Origin of the sequence: Acinetobacter sp. GFQ9D191M, from assembly GCF_011174875.1 — a bacterium.
Classification (GTDB): domain Bacteria; phylum Pseudomonadota; class Gammaproteobacteria; order Pseudomonadales; family Moraxellaceae; genus Acinetobacter.
This window is the reverse complement of the sequence record NZ_JAALGV010000031.1, coordinates 1-25320: the sequence shown is the minus strand read 5'-3', so window position 1 is coordinate 25320 and position 25320 is coordinate 1. Positions and strand designations below refer to the sequence as shown.

At 43.7% G+C, this 25320-nt stretch carries 25 protein-coding genes and 2 pseudogenes; 16 read left to right on the top strand and 11 right to left on the bottom strand.

Annotated features, from left to right (window positions below; translation table 11 throughout):
* Positions 1 to 14: 14 nt before the first annotated feature.
* Complete coding sequence (locus tag G5T77_RS06255) at positions 15 to 470, top strand: VOC family protein (protein WP_166139146.1); 456 nt, start codon at positions 15 to 17, stop codon at positions 468 to 470.
* 51 nt (positions 471 to 521) lie between these two features.
* Here G5T77_RS06255 and G5T77_RS06250 read toward each other — a convergent pair whose 3' ends face one another.
* The 3 genes from G5T77_RS06250 to G5T77_RS06240 form a co-directional block, all read right to left on the bottom strand.
* The gene (locus tag G5T77_RS06250) at positions 522 to 1007 is read right to left on the bottom strand and encodes a DUF934 domain-containing protein (RefSeq protein ID WP_159123675.1); all 486 of its coding nucleotides are present in this window, start codon (positions 1005 to 1007) and stop codon (positions 522 to 524) included.
* On the bottom strand, positions 1000 to 2643 hold the full coding sequence (locus G5T77_RS06245) for a nitrite/sulfite reductase (protein WP_166139149.1): 1644 nt from the start codon (positions 2641 to 2643) through the stop codon (positions 1000 to 1002). The genes G5T77_RS06250 and G5T77_RS06245 overlap by 8 nt, the downstream gene beginning before the upstream one ends.
* Before the next feature lie 226 nt (positions 2644 to 2869).
* Positions 2870 to 3994, bottom strand: coding sequence for a CaiB/BaiF CoA-transferase family protein (locus G5T77_RS06240; protein ID WP_166139152.1), 1125 nt, complete (start codon positions 3992 to 3994; stop codon positions 2870 to 2872).
* 213 nt (positions 3995 to 4207) lie between these two features.
* Between G5T77_RS06240 and G5T77_RS06235 the strand changes: the two genes are divergently transcribed.
* From G5T77_RS06235 to G5T77_RS06220, 4 genes are all read left to right on the top strand, one after another.
* Complete coding sequence (locus G5T77_RS06235) at positions 4208 to 5218, top strand: AraC family transcriptional regulator (protein ID WP_166139193.1); 1011 nt, start codon at positions 4208 to 4210, stop codon at positions 5216 to 5218.
* Positions 5219 to 5442: 224 nt separating this feature from the next.
* Positions 5443 to 6648 (top strand): acetyl-CoA C-acetyltransferase, encoded by a 1206-nt coding sequence (locus tag G5T77_RS06230; protein WP_166139197.1) that lies wholly within the window; start codon positions 5443 to 5445, stop codon positions 6646 to 6648.
* A 10-nt stretch (positions 6649 to 6658) separates the two neighbouring features.
* A complete protein-coding gene (locus G5T77_RS06225; RefSeq protein WP_166139200.1) occupies positions 6659 to 8791 on the top strand; it encodes a 3-hydroxyacyl-CoA dehydrogenase NAD-binding domain-containing protein in 2133 nt (710 codons plus the stop codon).
* 162 nt (positions 8792 to 8953) lie between these two features.
* Entirely contained in the window at positions 8954 to 9307 is a 354-nt protein-coding gene (locus G5T77_RS06220) for a hypothetical protein (RefSeq protein ID WP_034705429.1), read from the top strand.
* A 53-nt stretch (positions 9308 to 9360) separates the two neighbouring features.
* Here G5T77_RS06220 and G5T77_RS06215 read toward each other — a convergent pair whose 3' ends face one another.
* Both G5T77_RS06215 and G5T77_RS06210 read right to left on the bottom strand, forming a co-directional pair.
* The gene (locus G5T77_RS06215) at positions 9361 to 9798 is read right to left on the bottom strand and encodes a GNAT family N-acetyltransferase (protein WP_166139203.1); all 438 of its coding nucleotides are present in this window, start codon (positions 9796 to 9798) and stop codon (positions 9361 to 9363) included.
* Positions 9792 to 10969: pseudogene (locus tag G5T77_RS06210) on the bottom strand (SAM-dependent methyltransferase). Before G5T77_RS06210 ends, G5T77_RS06215 begins: the two are co-directional and overlap by 7 nt.
* A gap of 101 nt (positions 10970 to 11070) precedes the next feature.
* Here G5T77_RS06210 and G5T77_RS06205 point away from each other — a divergent pair.
* From G5T77_RS06205 to G5T77_RS06195, 3 genes are all read left to right on the top strand, one after another.
* Entirely contained in the window at positions 11071 to 11715 is a 645-nt protein-coding gene (locus tag G5T77_RS06205) for a hemolysin III family protein (RefSeq protein WP_166139207.1), read from the top strand.
* 142 nt (positions 11716 to 11857) lie between these two features.
* Positions 11858 to 13174, top strand: coding sequence for an MFS transporter (locus tag G5T77_RS06200; RefSeq protein WP_159123666.1), 1317 nt, complete (start codon positions 11858 to 11860; stop codon positions 13172 to 13174).
* A gap of 143 nt (positions 13175 to 13317) precedes the next feature.
* Complete coding sequence (locus G5T77_RS06195; protein ID WP_166139211.1) at positions 13318 to 13731, top strand: hypothetical protein; 414 nt, start codon at positions 13318 to 13320, stop codon at positions 13729 to 13731.
* A 24-nt stretch (positions 13732 to 13755) separates the two neighbouring features.
* On the opposite strand, the gene G5T77_RS06190 is transcribed toward G5T77_RS06195, so the two are convergent.
* Positions 13756 to 14766, bottom strand: coding sequence for a metallophosphoesterase (locus G5T77_RS06190; RefSeq protein ID WP_034704127.1), 1011 nt, complete (start codon positions 14764 to 14766; stop codon positions 13756 to 13758).
* Positions 14767 to 14867: 101 nt separating this feature from the next.
* Here G5T77_RS06190 and G5T77_RS06185 point away from each other — a divergent pair, with 101 nt between their 5' ends.
* A complete protein-coding gene (locus tag G5T77_RS06185; RefSeq protein ID WP_171521878.1) occupies positions 14868 to 16502 on the top strand; it encodes a phospholipase D family protein in 1635 nt (544 codons plus the stop codon).
* Positions 16503 to 16537: 35 nt separating this feature from the next.
* On the opposite strand, the gene G5T77_RS06180 is transcribed toward G5T77_RS06185, so the two are convergent.
* Positions 16538 to 17347 (bottom strand): lysophospholipid acyltransferase family protein, encoded by an 810-nt coding sequence (locus tag G5T77_RS06180; protein WP_166139217.1) that lies wholly within the window; start codon positions 17345 to 17347, stop codon positions 16538 to 16540.
* Between the two features lie 189 nt (positions 17348 to 17536).
* Between G5T77_RS06180 and G5T77_RS17370 the strand changes: the two genes are divergently transcribed.
* The 7 genes from G5T77_RS17370 to G5T77_RS06150 all read left to right on the top strand — a co-directional run bounded on the left by G5T77_RS17370 (position 17537) and on the right by G5T77_RS06150 (position 22144).
* Complete coding sequence (locus G5T77_RS17370) at positions 17537 to 17668, top strand: hypothetical protein (protein ID WP_277343752.1); 132 nt, start codon at positions 17537 to 17539, stop codon at positions 17666 to 17668.
* Between the two features lie 76 nt (positions 17669 to 17744).
* Positions 17745 to 19085: a ribosome rescue GTPase HflX gene (gene hflX, locus G5T77_RS06175; RefSeq protein ID WP_166139222.1), complete on the top strand. Its 1341-nt coding sequence runs from the start codon at positions 17745 to 17747 to the stop codon at positions 19083 to 19085.
* A gap of 34 nt (positions 19086 to 19119) precedes the next feature.
* Positions 19120 to 19491: a hypothetical protein gene (locus G5T77_RS06170; RefSeq protein WP_034704120.1), complete on the top strand. Its 372-nt coding sequence runs from the start codon at positions 19120 to 19122 to the stop codon at positions 19489 to 19491.
* A 9-nt stretch (positions 19492 to 19500) separates the two neighbouring features.
* Positions 19501 to 20175 carry an LrgB family protein gene (locus tag G5T77_RS06165; RefSeq protein ID WP_166139224.1) on the top strand — a complete coding sequence of 225 codons (675 nt, stop codon included), beginning with the start codon at positions 19501 to 19503 and terminating at the stop codon, positions 20173 to 20175.
* Positions 20176 to 20262: 87 nt separating this feature from the next.
* Positions 20263 to 20709: a DUF2147 domain-containing protein gene (locus tag G5T77_RS06160; protein ID WP_004785231.1), complete on the top strand. Its 447-nt coding sequence runs from the start codon at positions 20263 to 20265 to the stop codon at positions 20707 to 20709.
* A 397-nt stretch (positions 20710 to 21106) separates the two neighbouring features.
* Positions 21107 to 21556 (top strand): DUF2147 domain-containing protein, encoded by a 450-nt coding sequence (locus G5T77_RS06155; protein WP_166139227.1) that lies wholly within the window; start codon positions 21107 to 21109, stop codon positions 21554 to 21556.
* Between the two features lie 141 nt (positions 21557 to 21697).
* The gene (locus G5T77_RS06150) at positions 21698 to 22144 is read left to right on the top strand and encodes a DUF2147 domain-containing protein (RefSeq protein ID WP_166139229.1); all 447 of its coding nucleotides are present in this window, start codon (positions 21698 to 21700) and stop codon (positions 22142 to 22144) included.
* Between the two features lie 56 nt (positions 22145 to 22200).
* Here the strand turns inward: G5T77_RS06150 and G5T77_RS06145 are convergent, their stop codons facing one another.
* The 4 genes and pseudogenes from G5T77_RS06145 to G5T77_RS17160 all read right to left on the bottom strand — a co-directional run.
* A complete protein-coding gene (locus G5T77_RS06145; protein WP_166139231.1) occupies positions 22201 to 23046 on the bottom strand; it encodes a symmetrical bis(5'-nucleosyl)-tetraphosphatase in 846 nt (281 codons plus the stop codon).
* A 5-nt stretch (positions 23047 to 23051) separates the two neighbouring features.
* Complete coding sequence (rsmA, locus tag G5T77_RS06140; protein WP_166139233.1) at positions 23052 to 23864, bottom strand: 16S rRNA (adenine(1518)-N(6)/adenine(1519)-N(6))-dimethyltransferase RsmA; 813 nt, start codon at positions 23862 to 23864, stop codon at positions 23052 to 23054.
* A gap of 30 nt (positions 23865 to 23894) precedes the next feature.
* Positions 23895 to 24878 carry a 4-hydroxythreonine-4-phosphate dehydrogenase PdxA gene (gene pdxA, locus G5T77_RS06135; RefSeq protein ID WP_171521879.1) on the bottom strand — a complete coding sequence of 328 codons (984 nt, stop codon included), beginning with the start codon at positions 24876 to 24878 and terminating at the stop codon, positions 23895 to 23897.
* Between the two features lie 357 nt (positions 24879 to 25235).
* A pseudogene (locus tag G5T77_RS17160) lies at positions 25236 to 25320 on the bottom strand (IS5/IS1182 family transposase); the annotation flags it as partial.

The following is a 25320-nucleotide window of genomic DNA, read 5'->3' as shown; positions in this document are numbered from 1 at the left end:
AAAAGGAATCCTGCATGCGACTTAATCACTATCTCAATTTCCAGGGTGAAACCGAAGCTGCCTTTACCTTTTATCGTTCGGTATTTGGTGGCGAATTTTCCAGTCTAACCCGTTATGGAGATACGCCTGGACAGCAAGGAATTGATTTATCAGATGAAGAAAAAAATCTGATTTTGCATATCTCACTTCCAATTAATGAATACACAGAGCTCATGGGCTCTGATATCAATGACAAACTCTGTACTGAAAATACACCAGCATTTAGTAAGGGTACTAATCACTATATTGCGATTATTTTAAGTGCCAATGAACAGGATGAAGCCAAACGACTCTATGAAGCTTTATCAGTGAATGGTCAAATCGAAATGCCTTTAGAAAAAACCTTTTGGGGTGCGCTTTATAGTGCCTTTACGGATCAATTCGGAGTGCAATGGATGATTAACTGCCTACTTGAAGAACGTGCACTCTAAGGTTTAAATACAAAAAAGCCTCCAGATGGAGGCTTTTTAGTTGAAGGCGAATTAAGCCCCAGTTTGATAATTCGGTGTTGGTACGGCGGTTGAAGCTTGGTACGGATTGGTAAAATCACCCAAACCTGCAGCGGCTTCCTGAATATCTTTACCTTCTTTAATGACAAAAGTATCAAAACCAGAACGCTTCATGTAGTTCAAGACATCTTTGAACACATCACCAGTCGCACGTAGCTCACCCTGGAAACCTTGACGGCGAAGCAATGCAGCAAATGAATAACCACGGCCATCATTAAAACCTGCAAACTCAATAAAAATAGCATCAAGTTGGTCTAGTGGGAATTCATTGGTTTCAGGTGAAGCATCAACCGTTAAGTACAATGCTTTTTTACCAGAAATATTGGCAATCTGGTCTAACTGCTCTACAGTCAGAACCACATCACCCTGTGGCAATACACCATCTTCACCAATTAGCTGGTAAGTGTTATCTGCAATTGTGCCATCTTTAGAGAGCACTTGTAGTGCGGTATTAAGCATATGCGCGCTCCTTGAATGGTTGAATGCCGACACGACGATAAGTATCGATAAACTCTTCACCGTCCTGACGCAAGTCAAGATAAGTATTCAGAATTTCTTCTACGATATCCGGCACCACTTCTGCAGCAAATGATGGCCCAAGAATGTCACCAATAGAGGCATCATGATCCGCATTACCACCTAAAGTGATCTGATAGAATTCAGCGCCTTTTTTATCTACACCCAGTATTCCGATGTTACCTACATGGTGATGACCACAGGCATTCATACAACCTGAAATGTTCAGGTCCAGTTTACCCAAGTTGTAAATGGTATCCAGATCATCAAAACGGCGTGAAATCGCTTCAGAAATTGGAATGGATTTCGCATTCGCTAGTGAGCAGAAGTCACCACCTGGGCAGCAGATAATGTCAGTCAAGAAACCGATATGCGCACGTGCCAGGTTATGCTGATCCAGCGTCTGCCACAATTCGAACAGGTCTTTTTGTGGTACATCTACCAGCGCAATATTTTGCTCGTGAGTCGTACGCAATTCACCGAAGGTGTACTTGTCTGCAAGATCTGCAATCAGGTTCATTTCCTCAGTGGTCACATCACCCGGTGCAATGCCTGCACGTTTCAGTGAAATCGTGACAATACGATAACCTTTCACTTTATGTGCATTGGTATTGATGTTGAACCATTGCTTAAACTTCGGATACTGAGCAAACAGCTCTGTGAAGTCTTCATCTGCATAATCTTGGTAATCAAATGGAGTAAAGTTTTCATCCATTCTCGCCAGCGTTTCAGCATCAATCTTCAACGTTTTAACAGTATGTGCAAATTCGGCTTCAATTTTCTCAGCAAAGACTTCAGGCGTCAGAGCTTTTACCAAGATTTTGATACGCGCCTTATATTTGTTGTCGCGACGGCCGTGCAGGTTATAGACACGTAGTACTGCTTCAAGATAAGCAATCAGATCTTCACGTGGTAGGAAGTCACGAATAAAACTACCAATTACTGGTGTACGGCCCAAGCCACCACCGACTTTAATTTTATAACCGATTTCTCCAGCTTCATTTTTTACGATATAGACACCGATATCGTGGAATGAAGTTGCTGCACGGTCAATCTCTTCCAGCGCAGATACCGCAATCTTGAACTTACGTGGCAGGAAAGCAAATTCCGGGTGGAAAGTTGACCATTGACGGATCAATTCACAGGTCGGACGTGGATCTGCAATTTCACCTGCCACCACACCTGCATACTGGTCAGTGGTAGTATTACGGATACAGTTCCCTGAAGTCTGGATCGCATGCATTTGCACGGTTGCCAGTTCAGCCAGCATATCAGGCACGTTTTCTAGTGCAGGCCAGTTAAACTGGATATTCTGACGGGTTGAAACGTGTGCATAGCCACGATCATACTCTTTCGCCAGATCAGCCACTTTACGAAGTTGTTTAGAATTCATCAGGCCATAAGGTACCGCAATACGCAACATTGGCGCATAACGTTGTACATAAAGACCATTTTGAAGGCGGAGCGGACGGTATTCATCTTCCGTCAATTTGCCCGCTAAATAACGTTCCGTCTGGTCACGGAACTGTGCAACACGTTCATTAATCAGTTGCTGATCGAAATCAGTATATAAATACATGGCGTACAGCTAGTAGTTTCTATTATATCGTCGGCAAGGATAACGACATTGAATCTATCAATAAAATGCTTTTTATACATATTTCATAGCGATTTTATTGATAAGCCTAGCAAACTTTCAATGATATAAAGCTTTAGATCAGCTTCCTCTGATTTTTAACATGAATGATTTATTTTTTAAATCTTTAGCAGTTTTTTTCATAAACCAAAATGAGAAAGTCGCTCAATTACCACTCTTTGGTTTCGCCTAAAGCCTGACCAATAAATTGATATCGCATAGTTGATCTTGAAAACTTGATCGGGCAAGCCAGTTGAGCTTCGGTTTGCTCCCGCTGATCTACTTTAACTGGTACCTGCACCACCCATTCGCGTTGCTGTGCCAACTCAGAATGCAGGGCTTCATCAAGCTTTAATACAGGCTCGACACAGAAATCTGCCTGAGAAAATAAGGCTTGCCAGTGAGATAGAGGTTGGGATCTGATTTTATCGCGAATTGCCTGTTTTACTAAGGCATGATCTTCAGGTGCGAAAGAAGTTCCTTTTTCCAGAATGATCGGCAAATCCAGCAACTGTGCCAGACCTTGCATGAATTGAGGCTCCAGACTGCCTACTGATAAATAGCGATCATCCTGAGTCTGATAATAGTCATAAAAGGTACCGCCATTTAAGTAACCTGATTCTATCTGCTGATGCTGATTACCCGCCAGACTGGCAGAAGCTGCCATATTATTTAGTGTCGCCGCGCAATCGGTCATGGAAATATCAATATATTGTCCCTGGCCACTGCCCTGTCGCTCAATCACCGCTGCCAGAATGGCAACCAGCGCATGCATGGAGCCACCCGCGACATCGGCAATCTGGATTCCCATTGCCGGTGGTCCGCTTTCAAGCCGGCCACTATGCCCGGCAATCCCAGATAAAGCCAAATAGTTAATATCATGCCCTGCCCGATCTTTATAAGGGCCGGTCTGACCATAACCGGTAATCGAGCAATAGATTAAGCGTGGATTGAGCGCACTGAGTGTTGGATAATCCAGGCCAAGCCGTTGCATCACACCTGGACGAAATTGTTCTACGACAATGTCATAATCCGCAATTCGGAATTTGATCTGTTCAATATGTTCGGGATTCTTTAAATCCAGTGCGACAGAATGTTTGTTTCGATTCAGATAATTATGCGTTGTGGCCTGTCCATGTGCAAAAGGTGGCATTAAACGCACCAGATCAGGACGTGTGGGTGATTCAATATGCACAACTTCTGCACCCATGTCTGCAAGATATAATGTAGCAAATGGACCGGGTAATAATGTAGAAAAATCTAATATTTTCAAACCTTTTAATGCATATGACATTGGAGTTATTACTCTATTTATATCGCTTTTTGCCTCATCATAAGAACATAAATGCCCAAAAACAATGTCATGTTCAGCCATTTACCTTGATAGTTTCGGCAATTTAACATGTAAGAAAATGGTAATTGAATTCTTGTAAATTGCCATTGATTTTTTATTTTTTGTCATTTAGGTCAAATATTAGTGAACATTAAAGAGACTGAAGGATTAAACATGAGTCGTGATACGATCAGTATCCACTTCGTCAATGCTGCCTTATCTGGCGTTAAGCGCTTGGGCATGGATGTCGATACTTTATTGTCTCACGTCGGGATTGAAGCAGAATTGCTGCATCAGCCCAAAGCGCGTATTTCACCTGAACAATATACCCGCTTTATAAAAATGTTGTGGATGGTGACCCAGGACGAACATGTCGGTTTTGACAAACAGCCGCGTCGTCTGGGCACTTTCGCGATCATGTGTCAGCTGATTATTCATGCCAAAACACTGGGCGATGCACTCGAGCTTTCTTCTCAATTCTACAAACTCTTTGGTGATGACTGGTCTGTAACCCTGGAACGTGACAAGCATGAAGCGCGTCTGGTTCCCCTGATCCCAAATTCGATGGATCCGGAACACTTTATTACTGAAAGTATGTTGATGATCTGGCATGGTCTGGCATCGTGGTTAATTGAACGTCGTCTGCCGCTGGAACGTGTACATTTCAGCTACCCTCGCCCTGCGCATGCAGATGAATACGATGCGCTGTTCTTTGCACCTGTGATGCAGTTCGATATGCCGCGTACTGAAATTACCTTTGCAGCGGATTATCTGGATTTGCCAATTCGCCAGAATGAAGAAACTCTGGAAGAATTCCTGAAAGCAGCACCTGCTCAACTTCTCGTTAAATTTAAAAATACCAACTCGCTGACTTCGCGGATCCGGGATGTATTGAAGAGCCAGATCGGTGAAGAAATGCCGACCTTAAACGATGTTGCATCGATGCTCTATCTATCCCCACAAACCCTGCGTCGCCGTCTTGCTGCCGAAGGCAAGAGCTATCAGGGCGTGAAAGATGCGCTACGTCGCGATGCTGCGATTCACCTGTTATTGAATCCGGATTTAACGTTGGAAGACGTGGCACAACAGGTGGGCTTTAGTGAAACCAGCACTTTCCACCGTGCTTTCAAAAAATGGACAGGGGTAACACCTGGTCTATACCGTCAGTTACACGGTTACCATTAAAAACCTTGCTCTAAAAATGTATACTTGAAAAGTATCGTTTATTAAGCGCTACAAGCCCCTAGCCCAAGCTCCAGACTTGGGCTTTTTTATACCCGCTTTTTAATCCATCAAGACTGACCAAATTGCTCAAATGATCTGGTCCGTTCTCGTCATTGCACTTCAAGATTTAATCATTACACTCGAAGCATTAGAACAATTTCAGTAAAGCAAGAAAAGGATATTGTATGAGCGAGGCCTATATTATTGATGCCATTCGCACGCCACGCGGAAAGGGAAAAAAAGACGGATCATTACATGAAGTTAAACCAATTAGTTTACTGACTACGCTCTTAAATGAACTGAAAGAACGCCATAACCTGGATACATCTCAGGTGGATGATATTGTGCTGGGCTGTGTGACTCCAATCGGTGATCAGGGTGCAGACATTGCCAAAACTGCTGCAATTGCCGCAGGCTGGGACAATGATGTGGCTGGCGTTCAGATCAACCGTTTCTGTGCTTCGGGTCTGGAAGCTGTAAATCTGGCAGCACAAAAAGTTCGTTCAGGCTGGGAAGATCTGGTCGTTGCGGGTGGTGTTGAATCCATGTCTCGCGTTCCGATGGGTTCTGATGGCGGCCCGTGGGCATTAGATCCTGAAACCAATATGGCTTGCGATTTTATTCCACAAGGCATAGGGGCTGACCTGATCGCGACCATTGATGGTTATAGTCGTGCAGATGTAGATCAATTCGCCGAGCAATCACAAAAGAAAGCGGCAGCAGCCCAAGCGAATGGTTATTTTGATAAATCTATTATTCCAGTGAAAGATAAAGCTGGCGTCGTGATTCTAGACAAAGATGAATTCATTAAACCGACAACAACTGCAGAAGGCTTAAGTGCATTAAAGCCAAGTTTTGCAACGATGGGCCAGATAGGCTTTGATGCCATCGCTCTACAGAAATATCCGGAAGTAGGCTCTGTAAACCATGTACACCATGCGGGTAATTCTTCAGGCATTGTGGATGGTGCAGCAATCGTATTACTTGCCTCCGAACAGGCAGTGCAACAGCAAAATCTCAAGCCACGCGCCAAAGTACTGGCAACGGCACTGGTTGGTGCCGATCCAACCATTATGCTCACCGGCCCTGCCCCGGCTGCACGTAAGGCTTTAGCCAAAGCTGGACTCACCATTGATGACATCGATCTGTTTGAAGTCAATGAAGCTTTCGCTGCTGTGGTGATGCGCTTTATCAATGAAATGAAAGTTGATCCTGCCAAAGTCAATGTTAATGGTGGTGCCATTGCCATGGGACATCCACTTGGTGCGACCGGTGCCATGATTCTAGGCACTTTACTGGATGAACTGGAACATCAAGGTAAGAAACGTGGACTGGCCACCCTGTGTGTGGGTGGTGGTATGGGCATCGCAACCATTATTGAGTTGGTATAAGGAGATCAGCATGAGCGCAATTCAATATCAAAAAACTGAAGATCATATTGTCATTCTGACCTTTGATTCTCCGAACCAGTCCGCCAATACCATGAATGCCGACTTTCGCGCGGCTCTGAAAGAAGTCGTTGCTCAGTTACAGGCTGATGAACAGATTGCCGGGATTATTTTCCGATCAGCAAAAAAAACATTCTTTGCTGGCGGTGATCTAGATGAGTTAATTCAGGCGACGCCTGAACATGCCACCGAATTCTTCAATATGATTGAAGATATGAAAGCCAAACTGCGTTATATCGAAACGCGTGGTATTCCAGTAGTGGCAGCTTTAAATGGTACAGCCTTAGGCGGTGGTTGGGAAATTGCTTTATGTGCCCATCATCGTATTGCGCTGAATGATGCCAAAACCAAGTTTGGTTTGCCTGAAGTCACTTTAGGCTTGCTGCCAGGCGGTGGTGGTATTGTCCGTATGGTTCGTCTGCTAGGCCTGCAAAATGCCTTACCTTTGCTGATGGAAGGCAAACAGTTTGGTGTAGAGAAAGCTAAGTCTTTGGGACTGGTGCATGACACAGCCGACTCACTGGATGAGTTACTAGATAAATCTATAGCCTGGATTAAGCAATATCCGCAATCCCAACAGCCTTTCGATGTAAAAGGTTACAAAATTCCGGGAGGCTCCCCTTCTTCGCCTGCCGTCGCACAGATGCTTGCCATTGCTCCTGCGATGCTGCGTGATAAAACCAAGGGCTGCTATCCAGCTCCTGAAGCCATTTTATCCGCTGCGGTTGAAGGCGCTCAGGTTGATGTTGATACTGCATTGAGAATTGAGTCGCGTTATTTCACCTATCTCGCCACTGGCCAGATTTCCAAGAACATGATCGGTACATTCTGGCATGGCATGAATGCCATCAAGTGGGGTGCCAGCCGTCCTAAAGACTTTGCGCCATGGAAAGCTACTAAAGTAGGTATTTTGGGCGCAGGCATGATGGGTGCAGGTATTGCCTATGTCACTGCCAGCAAAGGCATTCAGGTGGTACTGAAAGATATTTCGGTCGAAGCTGCGGAAAAAGGCAAAGCGTATAGCCAGAAATTACTGGATAAAAAAGTGGCTCAAGGCCGCTTAACAGCCGAAAAACGTGACCAGATTTTAGCTCTGATCCCTGCTACTGCGAGCATGGCAGATTTAGCAGGTTGTGACCTGATTATTGAAGCAGTATTTGAAAATCAGGAACTCAAAGCCAAAGTTACTCAGGAAGCAGAGCAATATTTATCAGCCAACGGTGTAATGGCATCCAATACCTCAACTCTACCCATCAGTGACCTAGCTCAAGCCTCTCAGAATCAGGCAAATTTTATCGGTCTGCATTTCTTTAGCCCAGTCGACAAAATGCAACTGGTCGAGATCATTAAGGGGAAAAATACTTCAGCAGAAACACTGGCCAAGGCATTTGACTATGTGCAGCAAATTGGCAAGCTACCGATTGTAGTGAATGACAGCCGTGGCTTCTTTACTAGCCGTGTCTTTGGCACCTTTGTACAGGAAGGATTACGTTTGCTTGCCGAAGGTGTGCATCCAGCTCGTATTGAAATGGCTGCGCTGAAAGCCGGTATGCCAGTCGGACCACTTGCTATTCAGGATGAAGTCTCTCTGACGCTTTCTGAGCATGTAGCTGCAGAAAGCCGTAAGGCTCTGGCTACACAAGGCAAAGAACGTCCAAGCACCGATGCGGATGCCGTGATTCAAACCATGATTCATGAGTTTAACCGTAAAGGCAAAGCTGCTGGTGCAGGTTTTTATGACTATCCTGAAGGGGGCAAAAAGCAGCTATGGTCTGGCTTGGAGCATTGGTATAAAGAAGTGGATATTTCTGAACAGGAAATGATAGACCGCTTCCTGTTTGTTCAAGCCCTCGATACTGTGCGCTGTCTGGAAGAAGGTGTGCTGGAGTCAGTGGTCGATGCGAATATCGGGTCAATCTTTGGAATTGGTTTTGCCGCCTGGACGGGAGGTGCTGTGCAGTTCTTGAACCAGTATGGTTTAACCAAGGCCTTGAATCGTGCTGAAATCTTGGAACGTAAATATGGCGAACGTTTCAAAGCGCCACAGTTACTCAAACAGAAAGTTGCTGAAGGCCAGCGTTTTTAAAACCTGAGTCTAAAAAGAGGAGCTTAGCTCCTCTTTTTTTATTTCAACGCCATAGAATTTCTAAGTTTGATATTCTCTCTAAATGACACATTTTGATCTGCTTTCCAGGCAATTTATGTTATAAAGTTACATGAGTTAGACATCCACGATGGGTACATGCATATGACTGATCACAGTTCACCTGAAAAATCACCTTGGGGTTGGAAAGCACTGATTATCTTCTGTATTTTAGGTGGATTATTCATGTTGTTTTTCTGGCTTGCGGTCAGTAATGAACCAGACTACATGCCAAGCCAGCAAAAGAAAGAAAATACCCAGCAGCATGCATTTAAGAATGCACCTGCGATGTCTCCAGAAGCTTTAGCCAAAGCACAGGCTGACCGTGAAGCTCGTCAGGCGACCTCTTCATCTCATCAGACTCATGAGACGAGCGTGGAAGAGCACAATATGTCTGCTGAAGAACATGCACAGATGGACAATGCTAGCCATGACGAAAATACCACTCATGGCCACTAAGCAGTTCCAAGATCAAATTTAAAAAAGCGAGGTTTTCCTCGCTTTTTTATTTTTTAGTCTTTTAAGCTGAGATACATATCTATATGTGGAATGCCACAATCCAGATATTCTTCACCCTGCACGTCAAAACCCAAGTTCTGATAAAAGCCAATCGCATGTACCTGTGAAGAAAGCTTTAGGAATTCACGTTGCTCTGTCTTGGCCTGATCAATCACAGCCTGCATGATATTTTGGCCGATACCCGTACCACGTGCCGACTGTAATACAGCTACGCGACCAATACTGTGATTCTTTAATAAGCGTGCAGTCGCCACGGCTTGATCCTGTAAATAAGCCACAAAATGCGTAGAGATTGCATCCTCCGCATCCCATTCATCTTCAGGAGCAATTTGCTGTTCCTGAATAAAAACGGCTTCACGTATCACTCTGGCATCTTGGGCTAACTCATCCCAGCTGCCTGACACGATCTTAAGATTGTGATTGTCTAGCATTTAGAACCAATTCCCTGCTGATCCCACTGGTTATTCAATAACAATTCCAGTGAATGTTTTTGAATTCCATACATCTCTTTTAATACCTGAATCTGGGCGAGAACAGCCTGATCTGGCTGTTCATAATCCTTCCGTTTGGTCGCCAGAATCATTTTATTTTTACTGGTGTGTTCTAGGGCCACAAATTCAAAGACCTTGGTTTCATACCCATACGCCTTAAGCAATAAGGCACGAATGGTATCCGTCAGCATTTCGGCTTGCTGCCCAGCATGGATGCCAAACTGCAACATTGGTGACAGCATGGAGCACACATGATGATCTGTGCATTCAAGCGAATACCGCTATGGATTGCAAAATCGGTCGCCACATCACAGGCATGCAGAGCGATCATCACATCGAGACGTTCCGGTTCATAGGTACGCACATCGCCCTGGAAGAAATCCAGCTGGCTAAAACCAGATTGCTGCGCGACATTCTGACAGAACTCGACCATTTTCGGATTCAGCTCTACGCCGGTGACATACGGCGTCTGACCATGTTTTTGCATATAATCATATAGCGCACAGGTTAAATATCCCTTACCTGAACCGAAATCGACGATACGTAATCCTTGTTCCTGCGGCTGGATTTGAGCCAGTGCGCCTGAGAAAATCTCGACAAATTTATTAATCTGTTTCCACTTACGCGCCATGCTCGGAATGATCTGGCCTTGCTGATCGGTGATTCCTAAATGCTGTAGGAATACACTGTCCTGATCGACATAACGCTGTTTAACCCGGTCATGGCCCTGCTCGGCTTTTGTCTTTGTAGAGGCAGGTTTAGCTTTACTTCGTGTCAGCATGGCCTTTTTCTTGTTTTTCTTCAGCTGCAATTCTTCCTGATCGGTAAACAGGTTAGCTTGCTTGCAACAGGCCAATAATTCCGTTACTTGAGTCAAGGCTTCATTCAAAGGATAGTTTTTGGTGACATCCTGAGTCTTGTATCGATAGACACAGCTCAAAACCTTCTGTTCATTGAGCGAAATGACTCTAAAGGTCATTTTCTCCAATTGTTCAAGTTCACCTTTATACTGACTTAAGATCAGACGATCAAAATGATCAGTTTCAAAGGCTTGCTGAAAAGCCTCCAAGAACTGTTGTTCCTGAACCGAGAGAGAAGTCGATGTCGACATAAGAAAAACCTGATATGAATTGCTGCTCAAGTTTAATTGTTCTTAACTTAAAAGCAAAATTGAATTATTATACAAGTGTATATTTAAAAAGAATGACAACCATGCAGAATGCTCCCCTAGTTCCAGATTATGATCATAATGAGGAACGGATTAATTATATTAGTCACGGCCTCGGTGCTGCACTGGCTTTAATTGCCGGTATTTTATTGATTATTAAAGGCTCTTATTTGAGTGCCGGACAATGGATCGGCCTTTGGGTATATGCTTTCAGCATGATTCTGCTGTTTTCCGCTTCGATGCTCTACCATATGTCCACTGCTGCAGACCGACGCTATTTTTACAAAAAAGTTGATCATACGGCAATTTACTACCTGATTGCAGGTACCTATACCCCGTTTCTTTCAATTGCGATTCCAACGGCCAAGGCCCAGTATTTACTGATTGCCTTGTGGGTGATTGCTGTACTTGGAACACTATTCAAGTTCATTTTCATCAACCGTTTCCAGAAACTTTCTTTGGTCGCTTATCTGGTCATGGGATGGCTGGTATTACTGGTTATGGACGATATGCAGCAGCACTTAAGTGCTCAATCTTTAACCTTTCTGATCATTGGTGGCTTAGCATACACTGTAGGTGCATTGTTTTACGCTTTAAAAAGAGTAAGATATACCCACGCTATCTGGCACATTTTTGTATTGATAGGCGCAGGATCACATTTTCTGTCTATTTATCTTTACGTGATTTAATCATCTCATTTCTCCATTTCAGTGACCCTGAGCGAGTTGAAACGAGAAGATTGCAGTTGTTTTTTTAAAAAATTACGCCTTTTTTAAAAAGATTACGCTTTTAAAACTAAGTTTTTTATTTTTAGTAAGTGTAAGGTTATTCATGGCGTCTTCAGATTCTATCGTTGTAACAGAAACTACAGCAACCAATTCAAAATTTCGTGTTTTAACAGCAAGTTTAGTAGGCACTACAATCGAGTTCTTCGATTTCTATATTTATGCCACAGCTGCCGTTATTATTTTCCCTTATCTGTTCTTCCCTACAAGTACAGATCCTATGACTGCGACTATTCAGTCGCTGGCAACCTTTGCGATTGCCTTTATTGCCCGTCCAATCGGCGCTGCACTCTTTGGTCATCTGGGAGACCGGATCGGACGTAAAGCCACACTGGTCGCGGCCTTGTTGACCATGGGCCTTTCTACCGTTGCCATTGGTTTATTGCCAACTTATGCACAAATCGGTATTGCTGCGCCATTATTGCTGGCTCTTTGTCGTTTAGGCCAAGGCCTTGGTTTGGGTGGTGAATGGTCAGGTGCGGTTCTACTGGCAACTGAAAATGCGCCAGAAGGTAAACGTGCCTGGTACGGTATGTTCCCGCAACTTGGTGCACCAATTGGCTTCATTCTGGCAACAGGCTCATTCTTGACACTTGGCGCATTCATGTCTGAAGCAGAGTTCATGCAATGGGGCTGGCGTATTCCATTTATCTCTAGTGCGCTACTGGTGATTATGGGTTTATGGATTCGCTTGAAACTGCATGAAACCCCTGCATTCCAGAACGTGTTGAAAAAGCAGAAAGAAGTGAATGTACCCTTCTTCGAAGTATTCAAAAAGCATTCTAAAATGCTGGTATTGGGTACCATCGCTGCGATCTGTACATTCGTGGTGTTCTACCTGACCACTGTATTCGCATTGCAATGGGGTACCAAACAGCTCGGCTATACACGTGAAGAATTCCTTCAATTGCAATTAGTTGCAACTCTGTGCTTTGCCGCGTTCATTCCACTTTCAGCAGTTCTTGCAGAAAAATTCGGTCGTAAGACAACTTCAATCGCGGTATGTGTGGTCTCTGCTATTTTCGGTATCTTCTTTGCCGACATGCTTGAATCAGGCAGTACGCTGGTTGTGTTCTTCTTCTTATGTATCGGCCTAGCGATCATGGGTCTAACTTATGGTCCGATTGGTACTGTATTGTCTGAAATCTTCCCGACTTCAGTACGTTATACCGGTTCTGCACTGACCTTTAACCTGGCGGGTATTTTTGGTGCATCTTTCGCACCATTGATTGCAACCAAACTGGCAACAACTTATGGCTTGTCTGCAGTAGGTTATTACCTCACAGCAGCCTCTATCCTGTCATTGCTTGCATTCTTGCTGATCCGTGAAACTAAAAATGATGATGTAAACAATCAGATCTAAAGATCTTGACAGATTAAGTCATCTCAATCAAAGCCAGCAGTTCATGCTGGCTTTTTTTATGATTTCACAACAAAAACTTGCTACTTCTTTGCTGATATTTCGGGAACAATCAAATAAATAAAGCCAGAGAATGAGGCAGAGTGATGCAGGATCTTATTGAGCAACTTACTCAAGAACAGCTGGTGGATATAGTGATTATGCTAGAGGATGATAAAAAACTAGAAGCCATTCGCTATATCCGGACGCATACAGCTTTAGATGAATCACAGGCGATACAGGTCATTGATGAAATTGTCATAGAGCATGATCTGGCGCTTAATCGAGACAATAAAGGCAATATCGGCCCACGCTTTACTGATGATGCTGATGAAAATATTCCGGTGGTAACTACACCTTTGGAAGTTCCAGATCATCCCAACCTTAGCATCGCTAAAGATACTGAGGTGGCTGCACAGCAAGTCGGCAAACGTGTGCCCGGCCGTGAGATTGAAAAGAAAATCTGGATCACCGCAGCCGTTATTTTACTGATTATTATTGTGCTCTGGCTACTGCTTTAACAGCAGCGAATGAATCAGTTTTTTTTAGACCAATTCGATAATATCAATGGTTGGTGGTACGCGAAAACGAAATGGTACCCCTACCATGCCCGTTCCCACGGTCACAAATACATCTGCATGCTCATGCCGGTACAAACCTTTTTTATGGCCCAGAATGGAGACCTTTTTCATCACATAATCCGTCAGCCAAGGTAACTCGACCTGCCCGCCATGCGTATGTCCAGAAAGCATCAATGGTCGTGTTGGCAATTTCGGCACCATGTCCACGGTATCTGGATTATGCGACAGAATCACCCAAGGTTTATCCTGAGGCAGATCCGGCATTGCGCGCATATCTGTTTTTCCAGCCCACAGATCCCCTACCCCGAGCAGACGAAATTCATCAAACTCGACAATCTGCCCTTCAATATCCATGACCTGATTCACTTCCAGCGCATAACGAAGCAATTCCTGAATAGGCGGACCAGGATACTGTTCATCATGATTCCCTGTCACCGAATATACCGGCGCATGAATTTCCTTTAAGACAGCCAGCTCCTGTGCCAGTTTATTTTCCGGTTCATAAGTCCAGTCCCCTGCGACCACTACCAAGTCAGGTTTCAGATGATTCAACTTATGTACAATCTGTCTTAACTGGCGTTCATGTCCGGAAAACAGGCCAATATGTAAATCTGCAATCAAAGCAATCCGTACCGGTTTTTTAAGTTTCTGCTGAGGATTGATTTGATAAGGCGTGGTTTCAACCCGAATCAAATGCGGCTCGATAAACCGTGCATAACTGAGTACGGCACTAATCACGAAAATAAAAATAGACTCATGAATCGAATAGTAGCCCATCCATCCTGCATAAATACTGAAGAACACCAGCGGAATCAGCAAATACGCCAGATAGAAAGCCAGCAGGTGACAAAACGCTTTAAAGGGATGAATGGTTTCTGTACGCGACTGACTCGACCAGGCCTGGTACACTGCCCAAACGGCAAGAATGGCCATGCCTAGATAAAAATAAAAAAGTACGGAACTGGTATCCCACATAGATTTGCCTTGTCGAGTCGAGGAGCTGATTAGTGGCTTTATATTTATCTTTTCATAGCTGGCAATTATACTCAATCCAAATTTTTCAGTCTTTGATGTTTATGGTAAATGCTCCCCACGCTTCCGCTCATTCAAAACCCTCTGGCTTATCAAAAGCTTACCGCTATAAAGCTGGCATTTTACTGAGCTGCAGCCTGGTACTCGGCATTCCTGCTTGCAGTACGCTGCCTCCGCAAACTGAACAGCCTAGCCGGATGGCATTTGAAACGGATACATCGCAAACCAGTCTGGCCCAGATTGTTGAGCCTTTACGTCGGCAGAATATTGGCCTGACCGGTTATCATGTGCTTCCAGATCCGCTCGAAGCACTCGCTGCACGTATCCAGCTGATTAATAAAGCGGAACGTAGTCTGGATCTGCAATATTACATCTGGGATAACGACCGTATTGGTGCACTGGCTCTGCATGCCCTCATTCAGGCAGCAGACCGTGGCGTAAAAGTCCGTTTGTTGATGGATGATAACAATGCCAAGAAAATGGAAGGTATTTATTTGGCACTAGATCAGCACCAGAATATTGAGGTCAAACTGTATAACCCCTACCGCTTCCGTAAATACCGTGCCATGGATATGCTGCTGGATCTAAAACGGATCAACCGCCGCATGCATAACAAAAGCTTTATTGCCGATAACCAGATTGCCCTGATTGGCGGCCGTAACATGAGTAACCAGTATTATAACGTCAGTGACAGTTATCAGTTCTCTGATGTAGATGTGATGTTGGTCGGTGCCGCTTCTGATGAAATCATTCATTCTTTTGATGAATACTGGAATGATGATTATGCCTATCCGGTTCGGCAGATTGTTAATCCTCGTCATCATACGCTACGCTACCCGAGCCTGAAACAGCAGCTGGAAGAATATAGCCATGATACTGCAATCCAGAACTACCTGAATCTGGCCAATCGTTCACAGGCTTTCGATAAATGGCTGGAACACAACATTCAACTTGATTGGGTAGAAGCTGAAGTCGTCAAAGATCCACCAAGTAAAATCAAGTCAAAGGCTAAGACTGAAGATCATTTGAACTTCCAGTTATTACAGCATCTGGAAAAACCGGAAGAAAGTGTGGATATCGTGTCGGCCTATTTTGTACCGGAAAAACAGGGCGCAGAACGTCTCAAGAAATTGGCTTCAGAAGATGTCAAAGTCCGAGTACTGACCAACTCTTATAAGGCCAATGACGTGCCGCTGGTCCATGCCTTTTATGCCAAATATCGTCAGGAACTGCTAGAAAATGATGTAAAACTTTATGAGTTTTTGGCCGCGCCAGATGCCGACAACCTGAATGCCAATACTGAAGAGCTAGCACAAAAAGCGAAGGTCAGCTTAAAAGGCCTGAGCCGTTCCAGCCTGCATGCCAAACTGATGGCCATTGATCAGAAACAGGTATTTATCGGCTCTTTTAATTTCGATCCGCGTTCGGCTTATTTGAATACTGAAATTGGTGTATTGCTAAATAGTCCTAATCTGGCCCGTGCGGTACATGAAACCATGGACAAAAACTTAAGCAAGTATGCCTATAAGTTGGTTCTGGATGCCAACCAGAACATTAACTGGAAAATCCGCAATGCCAAAGGTGAAACAAAGACCTTTAAAAAAGAGCCAGGAATGAAGTGGTATCAAAAAGCCTCAATAAAATTCCTGTCGATACTCCCGATCGAAGGTTTTATGTAATGAATATCTCGGAGTATTTCTAATAAAAAAGCCTCTTAATGAGGCTTTTTTATTACTTTGGCTTGCAACCTTTGCAAACCCTCCAGCATATTTTCATGCACCAGTGCAGTCAGGCTTTCTACTGTATGCCCTTCGGTCGCAATTGCCGGCAAGGCCATCAAATGAGCCGTGACTTTAGGCATTTCCAGAACATTTTGTACATGTTTGGCAAAGCTGATGTTCCCAATAAAAGGCGCCACCATATCCAGCTCACCCTGCTGATTCACATAGCAGATCAGGCAGATTTGTACCGGACGTTGCGCTTCGATTGCCGCACCGAGAATACGACCATAAATTTTTTTAATTGAGCGTCCATCAGATGTGGTCGCTTCAGGAAAAAACAGGACTGGAATATTCTGTTTCAGGAAGCCAGTAATCTGTTCACGGATTCTGACCGAATCTCCTGAACCACGCTTGATAAATAAGGTGCCACCACCTTTAGCCAGCTTGCCTAAAATTGGCCAATTTTCAATTTCAGCTTTGGCCAGAAAAAACACTCGCGCGCCTGAACCCAAAACGGCGATATCCAGCCAGGACACATGATTACTCACCCATAATGCCGGCTCACGTGGAATCACGCCATGGACCTTAACCTCGATATTAAATACCTTGCACAACTGGCGACAGAAATATTGCACATACCGGGTATTGTTCGGATTATTCGGGTCTTTATATAAACCATGACGGTAAACCAGATAAAACCCCTGGCTGATGGCTGCTAATGCAGAAGTCGTTTTTCTTGTATAAAGAAAGAATTTTGCAAAACCTTGTATCTCAGGTGATTGATTTTGTACAGTCGAGTTCATAAAAAGATCACTAAATCCTAAACAAGATACAGGGAATATCCACGAATTAAACCCATTTTATACTGTTCATGTCCAACTTGCATTGATAATAAAAAACGACCAAGTACATCTATATTTTCAATTTAAATTCATTGAATGAATTAAATAAAATAAATCAATCGAAATATTAGATTAAAAAGGATGCTCATCATGCAAGATGAAACAGTGAAATCAGCTGAGATGATTCGGCCCTTAAAAGTATTGAGCTATATCTTGGGTGGTACCCTGTTATATACGGCGTTGCTCGTAACACTTACACAACTGTTTGTCACGGCACTCTAAAACAAAGCCCGCTATTTCAGTATCTGTAAAGTTCATTTTCAACTAAAATGAAGTTTTCAACTGGAGATTGGCCTGAGTGGAATATTTTGAGCAACATCAGGGAAAAGAACGCGTCATACTGGTCAGTGTGAGCGTACAAATGCTGGATGACCTTGATGCTGAAGAGTTTCATCTGTTAGCTCAATCTGCAAATGCCGAAATTCTGGAACATCTCTTTGTTCAACGCTTAAAACCGGATGCCAAATTTTTTGTGGGTTCAGGAAAAGCAGAAGAAATTGCTGAACGGGTCAAAGAATTGGATGCCAATCTGGTCATCTTCGATCATGCGCTGACACCTGCCCAAGCACGTAACCTTGAAAATGTGGTGCATTGCCGGGTGGTTGATCGTACCGAACTCATCCTCGATATTTTTGCACAGCGTGCCCGTACCTATGAAGGGAAACTGCAAGTTGAACTGGCACAATTACAGCATCTGTCTTCACGACTGGTTCGTAGCCGTACCAATCTGGATAGCCAGAAAGGCGGGATCGGTCTGCGTGGTCCTGGTGAAACCCTGCTAGAAACAGATCGCCGTTTATTGCGTATCCGCATGGGGCAGCTTAAAGCCAAAATAGAAAAAGTCCGTCAAACCCGTATTCAGGGCCGTGTTGCTCGGCAAAAAGCGGCTGTTCCAACCGTGTCTTTAGTAGGTTATACCAATGCGGGAAAATCTACCTTATTCAATATTCTGGCCGATAGCGATGTTTATGCAGCAGACCAACTATTTGCGACTCTGGATCCAACTTTAAGACGCCTGCAATGGGACGGCGTCGGTAATCTGGTACTGGCAGATACGGTAGGCTTTGTGCGTAATCTTTCGCATTCACTGGTCGAATCTTTTAAAGCAACTCTGGAAGAAACCGTTGAAGCCACCCTGCTTTTGCATGTGATTGATTCCAGCAGTCCGGAAATGCTTGAACAAATTGAAGCCGTTGAAAAGGTGCTCAAGGAAATTGGTGCCGACGTCCCGGTGTTACGAGTTTATAATAAAATCGACTGTAGCGGTGAAGATGCCAAAATCATTTATCGCCAGCCCGGTCAGCCTGAACGGGTCTATGTTTCAGCACATAGTGGTGAAGGTCTGGATCTGTTACGCAAAGCCGTGCATGAAGCATTAATGGGTCAGATTCAGCACTTTGAACTGGTATTGAAACCTGCCTATGGCAAACTGCGCAATCAACTTTATGCGCTGAACGTGATTCAGTCTGAACATTATGATGATGAAGGTCAGTTACATATCGATGTACGGATTGCACCTCCGAAGCTGGAACAGTTGATCAAACAGGCTCATTTACCGATAGAAGAAATTCTGGGATCTCAAGCACTTCAATTCCAGCGTCCACTTGAAGAGTTTGAAATCCAGCGTAAGATCGAGTAAAACTTGATAAGTAAACTTTTAAATGACATCACCAATGAACTGGATAAAACATATTGACTGGCCAGCATGGATCAGCACTCTCCTCTTAATTATTGTATTTCGTGAAGCTTCAGTCTGGCTAATGACCCAGCTAGATCATCCTGAATTGGGCAACCTGGTCGGACTCATCAGCCTGCTAGTCACCTTATTTGCCTGGCGCTATTTTGGCAAAATTCCAGCGCGTCTGGTGGATACTAATAACAAGCTGATGAAAGAAAGTGCCTTCGCTTTTTTACCGATTAGTGCAGGCGCGCTAATTATGTTGATGCATATGGGACAAAAAATTCCGGCCTTTATGCTGGTGTTATGCCTGAGTACTCTGCTCCCTCTTTGGATCTACGCCAAAATGGCAAAACGCTGGTTATAGGAGTCGCACATGTTTTCTGTTCTTTATGGCTTTGCGATTACCTTAATTGCTTATCTGCTTGCCAAACCCTGCAATCGTGTTATTCCGCAAATTCCTGTGATTGTGTTTAGCATGTTCCTGGTGCTGGTGATTTTATTGGTGCTGGGTATTCCTTATGAGCATTATATGGATGAGGTCAATCCACTGTTTAACCATTTGCTTGGTTATGTCACAGTTGCACTGGCGATTCCGCTAGCCGCCATGCGTTATGATGACCTGCCACTGAAAGCTATTGTCGGAATTCTGGTTTTTGCCAGTATCAGTGCGGTCGCCTTACCGATGGGTCTCGCCTATTTACTACATATGTCTTCTGGCGACATCATGGCCTTTGCCACCCGTGCAGTCACGACACCAATTGCAATTAATATTGCGACCTTACTGGAGGCACCTGTTAGTCTGGCCATTCTGATCGTCATTTTGTCTGGCGTAATTGGTGCAGCATTTTCACCATTTATTTTACGACATATCAATGATGAGCGTGCTTCAGGTCTGGCTCTAGGTCTAGCAGCACATGCGATTGGTACAGCTCAAGCCTGGCAGCGTGGCAATGTTGCCGGACGTTATGCTACGTTTGGCATGGCAGTGAATGCCGTTTTTACTGCGATCTGGTTGCCAACTTTTATACTTTATCTGCAAAAAATGTGACTCATCAATCAATATTTAACGTTTGTTTCTGAATGAAACTATTCTTACTATAGGGAAATAAAGAATTTTTCACTCAGGAACAGACCTATGAAAAAGGTTCAATTATTATCCGTTTTAGCCCTGACCTTTTTCAGTCATCTGGCTTTCGCTTCCGATATTTCAGGTACCTGGAGAAGTATTGACGATAAAACAGGATCAGCTAAAGCAATTCTGGAAATTCGTGAAACTTCAAATGGTGTTTATACCGCCAAAATTACCAAGATTACGCCTCGTCCTGGCTACACACCGCGCGAAACCTGTGTTTCCTGCCCTGCACCTTATACCAATAAACCGATTCTTGGTCTGGATGTACTCACCGGCTTAAAGGATGCAGGCAATAATAATTTCTCTCAAGGTAAACTGATTGACCCTTTATCTGGCAATATTTACAACACCAAAGCTAAATTAAGTGCCAATGGCAAACGTCTAACCTTACGTGGTTATGTAGGTGTTTCAGCCTTGGGACGTAGCCAGACCTGGATTAAACAAGATTAATTCATGACTTAGTGCACAGAAGCTTGCATTTTCATGCATTAAGTTGTATCAATATTAGACAGATGCTTTTTTTATACAATATAAAACATGCATATAAATATTAGATTCATTTGCTTTAACAGGCTTAGCATCAAACGGATTTTGATGAGCAATATAAGGAGATAGAATGCAAGACATTACCAGGTTAAAGATCTTACTGAATTTCTCTGCTTTTACTGAAAATTCAGCAACAAAGCAATTAACATCGACAGGTTTCTGTCATGGGGAATCAACAAGCTTAAAGCAGATTGACCGAGCGATCTGCAACGCTCATTACTCTAAAATCAGCCAAAATTAAAAAACCACACGCTTGTGTTTGGGATAGTTTGTTTCATCTATGAAAAAAGGATAAATATAAATGAATAAATCTAAATTAGGATTAATGCTCATTGCTACATTCATGACTGGGACCATTTATGCACAAGACTTGACCGGGACATGGCAACAAATCGATGATAAGACTGGTTCACCAAAAGCACTGATTGAAATCCGTCAGGACAGCAATGGTACTTATGCCGGCAAGATTGTCAAAGTAACGCCTCGTCCAGGTTATACCCCGCAAAAAACCTGTAATAAATGTCCGGCACCTTATACCAATCAGCCGATCCTAGGGATGGACGTACTGACAGGTTTAAAACAGGTTGGTGATAGCGTGAATTATGAAAAAGGTCGTGTGATTGATCCATTGGGAGGTAAAATCTACGATGCCAAGGTTCGTCTAAGCAGCAACGGCAAACGTTTAACTCTACGCGGTTATGTGGGTGTTTCTGCTCTGGGTCGTAGCCAGACCTGGATTCGCCAGGAATAAGTTCACACTTTTTCTCAAAGCTGCCAAACAGGCAGCTTTTTTTATAAATTTAATTCCATGATTTTTAATTATTTATTGACTATTTGTGCAATCTTTCTAACATGTGCGGGTAATAATGAAAAGTTCTTTGGAATGATGGATATGTTAAAGAAGATATTCCTTGCCACATTGACTACAGGATTCATGATGAACCTGTGGGCTCAAGATATTAGCGGAACCTGGCAACAAATTGATGATAAAACTGGAGCAGCAAAAGCCATCATTGTCATCGAAAAAGAAGCAAATAATACTTACTCAGGCAAGATTGCGAAAATCACGCCACGTCCAGGTTATACACCACGCGAAAAATGTAATAAATGTCCAGCCCCTTATACCGATCAACCGATTTTAGGCATGACTATTCTAAAAGGCCTGAAACACGTTGAAGGCACCAAAAATTATGAAAAAGGTCGTGTCATTGATCCATTGGCAGGTAAAATTTATGATGCCAAGGTTCGTCTAAACAATACCGGCAAGCGTTTAACGCTACGTGCCAGTGTGGGTGTTTCAGTTCTGGGCCGCAACCAGACCTGGATTCGCGCAGACTAATCATCAGCACAATAAAAAAGCCACGTTCAGCGTGGCTTTTTTGAGCTTTAAATATTTTAAAATACCGGATTATCGACGGCAAACATTTGCTGGTCTTCCAGTCGATAAGCCATCAACTGATTACCCCAGACACAGCCACCATCGACATTCTGAATTCGCCCAGAAATGGTTTTACCCTGTAAAGCGGCCCAGTGTCCAAATACAATTTGATGGGTTGCTGCAGTTTTCGATTCAAACTCAAACCAGGGCTTAAAACCTTCTGGCATCGGATCATCCAGTGAATCTTTAAAACTATATTCCAGACGCCCTTCTGCATCAGTTAAACGCATCCGGGTCAGGTAATTCACGATACAGCGTGTACGCTCATGACCTTCTAATTCATCTGACCAGAGTGTAGGCTCTTTCCCAAACATTTCCTTTAAGAAAGTATCCACCACCTCAAAATCATCATGGGCAATAATGGCTTCTACTTCTTTAGCCAATTCAGCCGTCTTGGCTGCATCCCAGATATTGGGAATACCGGCATGGGTCAGTACCGTCTGTTCATTCGGAAACAGACACATCGGCTGTTTACGGATCCAGTCAATTAACTCATCACTGTCGATCGCATCAATCACATCACGGACATTATCCTTGTCTTTAATCGGCTTAATACCGCGTGCATAAGCCAGCAAAGTCAGGTCATGATTACCCAGCACTGTTGCCGCCACGCCATTATCGACAAGCTTTTTAATGAAGCGTAATGCACCCAGCGAGTTTTCCCCTCGAGCCACCAGATCACCAGCAAACCAGATAAAGTCCTGATCAGGATCAAAACGGATTTCTTTCAGCAGTGCCTTCAAGGCTTCAAAACAGCCTTGTACATCACCAATCACATAATTGTATCGAACAGTGCGGGTCATTATTTTTAAGCTACCATTTGATCAGATAAAGCCACAAATTGGGCAAGTGATAGTGTCTCTGGACGTGCCATTGGATCCACACCTGCCTTTTCAAAACCATCTTCAACCAGCATCCCTTTCAGGCTATTACGCAAAGTCTTACGGCGCTGGGTAAATACATGCGATACCAGACGAGCCAAAGCTTTTTCATTTTTTGCCACGATCGGTTTTACATCATATGGCTCCAAACGGAACACGGCAGATGTCACTTTTGGTGGCGGATTAAAAGAACCTGGCGGCACTTCAAACAGAAAAGTCGGTTTGCAGTAATACTGGATCATCACCGACAAACGACCATATTCTTTGGTATTTGGTGAAGCTGTAATACGATCGACCACCTCTTTTTGCAGCATGAAGTGCATATCTTTCACTTTGTCACCAAATTCCAGGAGATGGAACAATAGCGGTGTTGAAATGTTATAAGGCAGGTTCCCAACTACACGTAGCGGACGACCTTCTTCAAATAAATTGGTGAAATCGTATTTTAGTGCATCCGTTTCAATAATGGTTAAACGTTCAGGATGCGGCACACGATCCGGCAAACCAGCGGCTAAATCGCGGTCCAGCTCAAGTACAGTCAAGGCATCACATTCACCAATTAAAGGCGATGTTAAAGCAGCCAGACCCGGACCAATTTCAACAATATTTTCGCCTGCACGCGGGTTTACCGAACGCACAATTTTGGCAATGACACGTTGGTCATGTAAGAAGTTTTGACCAAAACGCTTACGCGTGTGATGCCCTTCATCTTTTGGGTTTAAGGCATTAATCTGATACATAGACAATTCCAACGTGTAATAAAGACGAGATCATTGACGCGCTAAATCCAGCGCCAAATCCACAGCCACATGTAAGCTTGAGCTTTTCGCAAGGCCTGTACCTGCGAGGGAGAGTGCTGTGCCGTGATCGACAGAAGTTCGGATAAACGGTAAGCCCAAAGTAATATTGATGGCTTCACCAAAGCCCTGAGATTTTAACACAGGTAAGCCCTGATCGTGATACATCGCCAGAACAGCATCGGCATCTTTCAAGTTTTCAGGAGTAAATAAAGTATCTGCAGGCAAGCTCAGGCTCATATTGATACCTTGAGTACGGTAAGTCTCCAGTACTGGATTGATGACTTCAATCTCTTCCATCCCCAGATAACCGCCCTCACCTGCGTGTGGATTTAAACCACAGACCAGAATATGCGGATGTTCAATTTTGAATTTGGATTTCAGGTCATGAATCAGGATATCAATCACCTGATGCAGGCGTTCCGGAGTAATGGCATCTGCGACTGCACGAAGTGGAAGATGTGTGGTTGCAAGGGCTACACGTAAAGTTTTAGTCGCTAGCATCATTACCACACGAGGCACACCTGCAAATTCCTGGTAATACTCGGTATGACCACTGAAATGAATTCCCGCATCATTAATGACTGATTTCTGTACAGGTGCTGTGGCAACTCCGACACTTTTACCTGACATGGCATATTCGGCTGAACGGCGTAGCTGCTCCAGTACATAAGCGGCATTATGGCTATTTAGCTGACCTAGTATTACTGGTTCTTTTAAAGGCACGTGCTCAACATAAAGCTGGCCTTTTTCTGAAGAAGTCGTTTGCCCTGTATATTCAATCAGTTCAACCAGAAGTTTTAACTGCTGCGCCCGTTGACGGAGCATTTCCAGATCGGCAAGTACCACCAATGGACGTTCATCAATACGATCCGCCAAACTCAGGCAGATATCTGGACCAATTCCGGCAGGTTCACCACTGGTAATATATAAAGGCAGCATGACTTTCTTCTGTATTATCAATTGTCCTTATTTTAGTACAAATTTCACAGGGAAAGTTCTAGATAAAGGTTTAGATGATGTTTATTCAAATAATACTGTACCTTTCTCATTATATTAAAGAGAGATAAAACCGGACTGACATCAATGAACCCTATAAAGAGTTTCGGGCAATCATCTCAATACTCGACATGTTTAGCTTTTGACATTTTCAGGGAGGATTACCTCCAGTTTAGAAGGCAAACCTAGGTAGACTCGAAGACAGGCCATTTGTTAAAGAAATACATATTAAAAAACAACCGTGTTCATTCATACAAAGATGCGCCCCTAGTCTTAGGTCCATTTTATTATTTAATGATTAGGGTCTGTTGACACTTACTGTTCATAATTAACCCTATAACGGTAGCCATAAAAATATACAGGCTAAGGCAACAGAACTTTGATAATTTCTTTTGAGCTT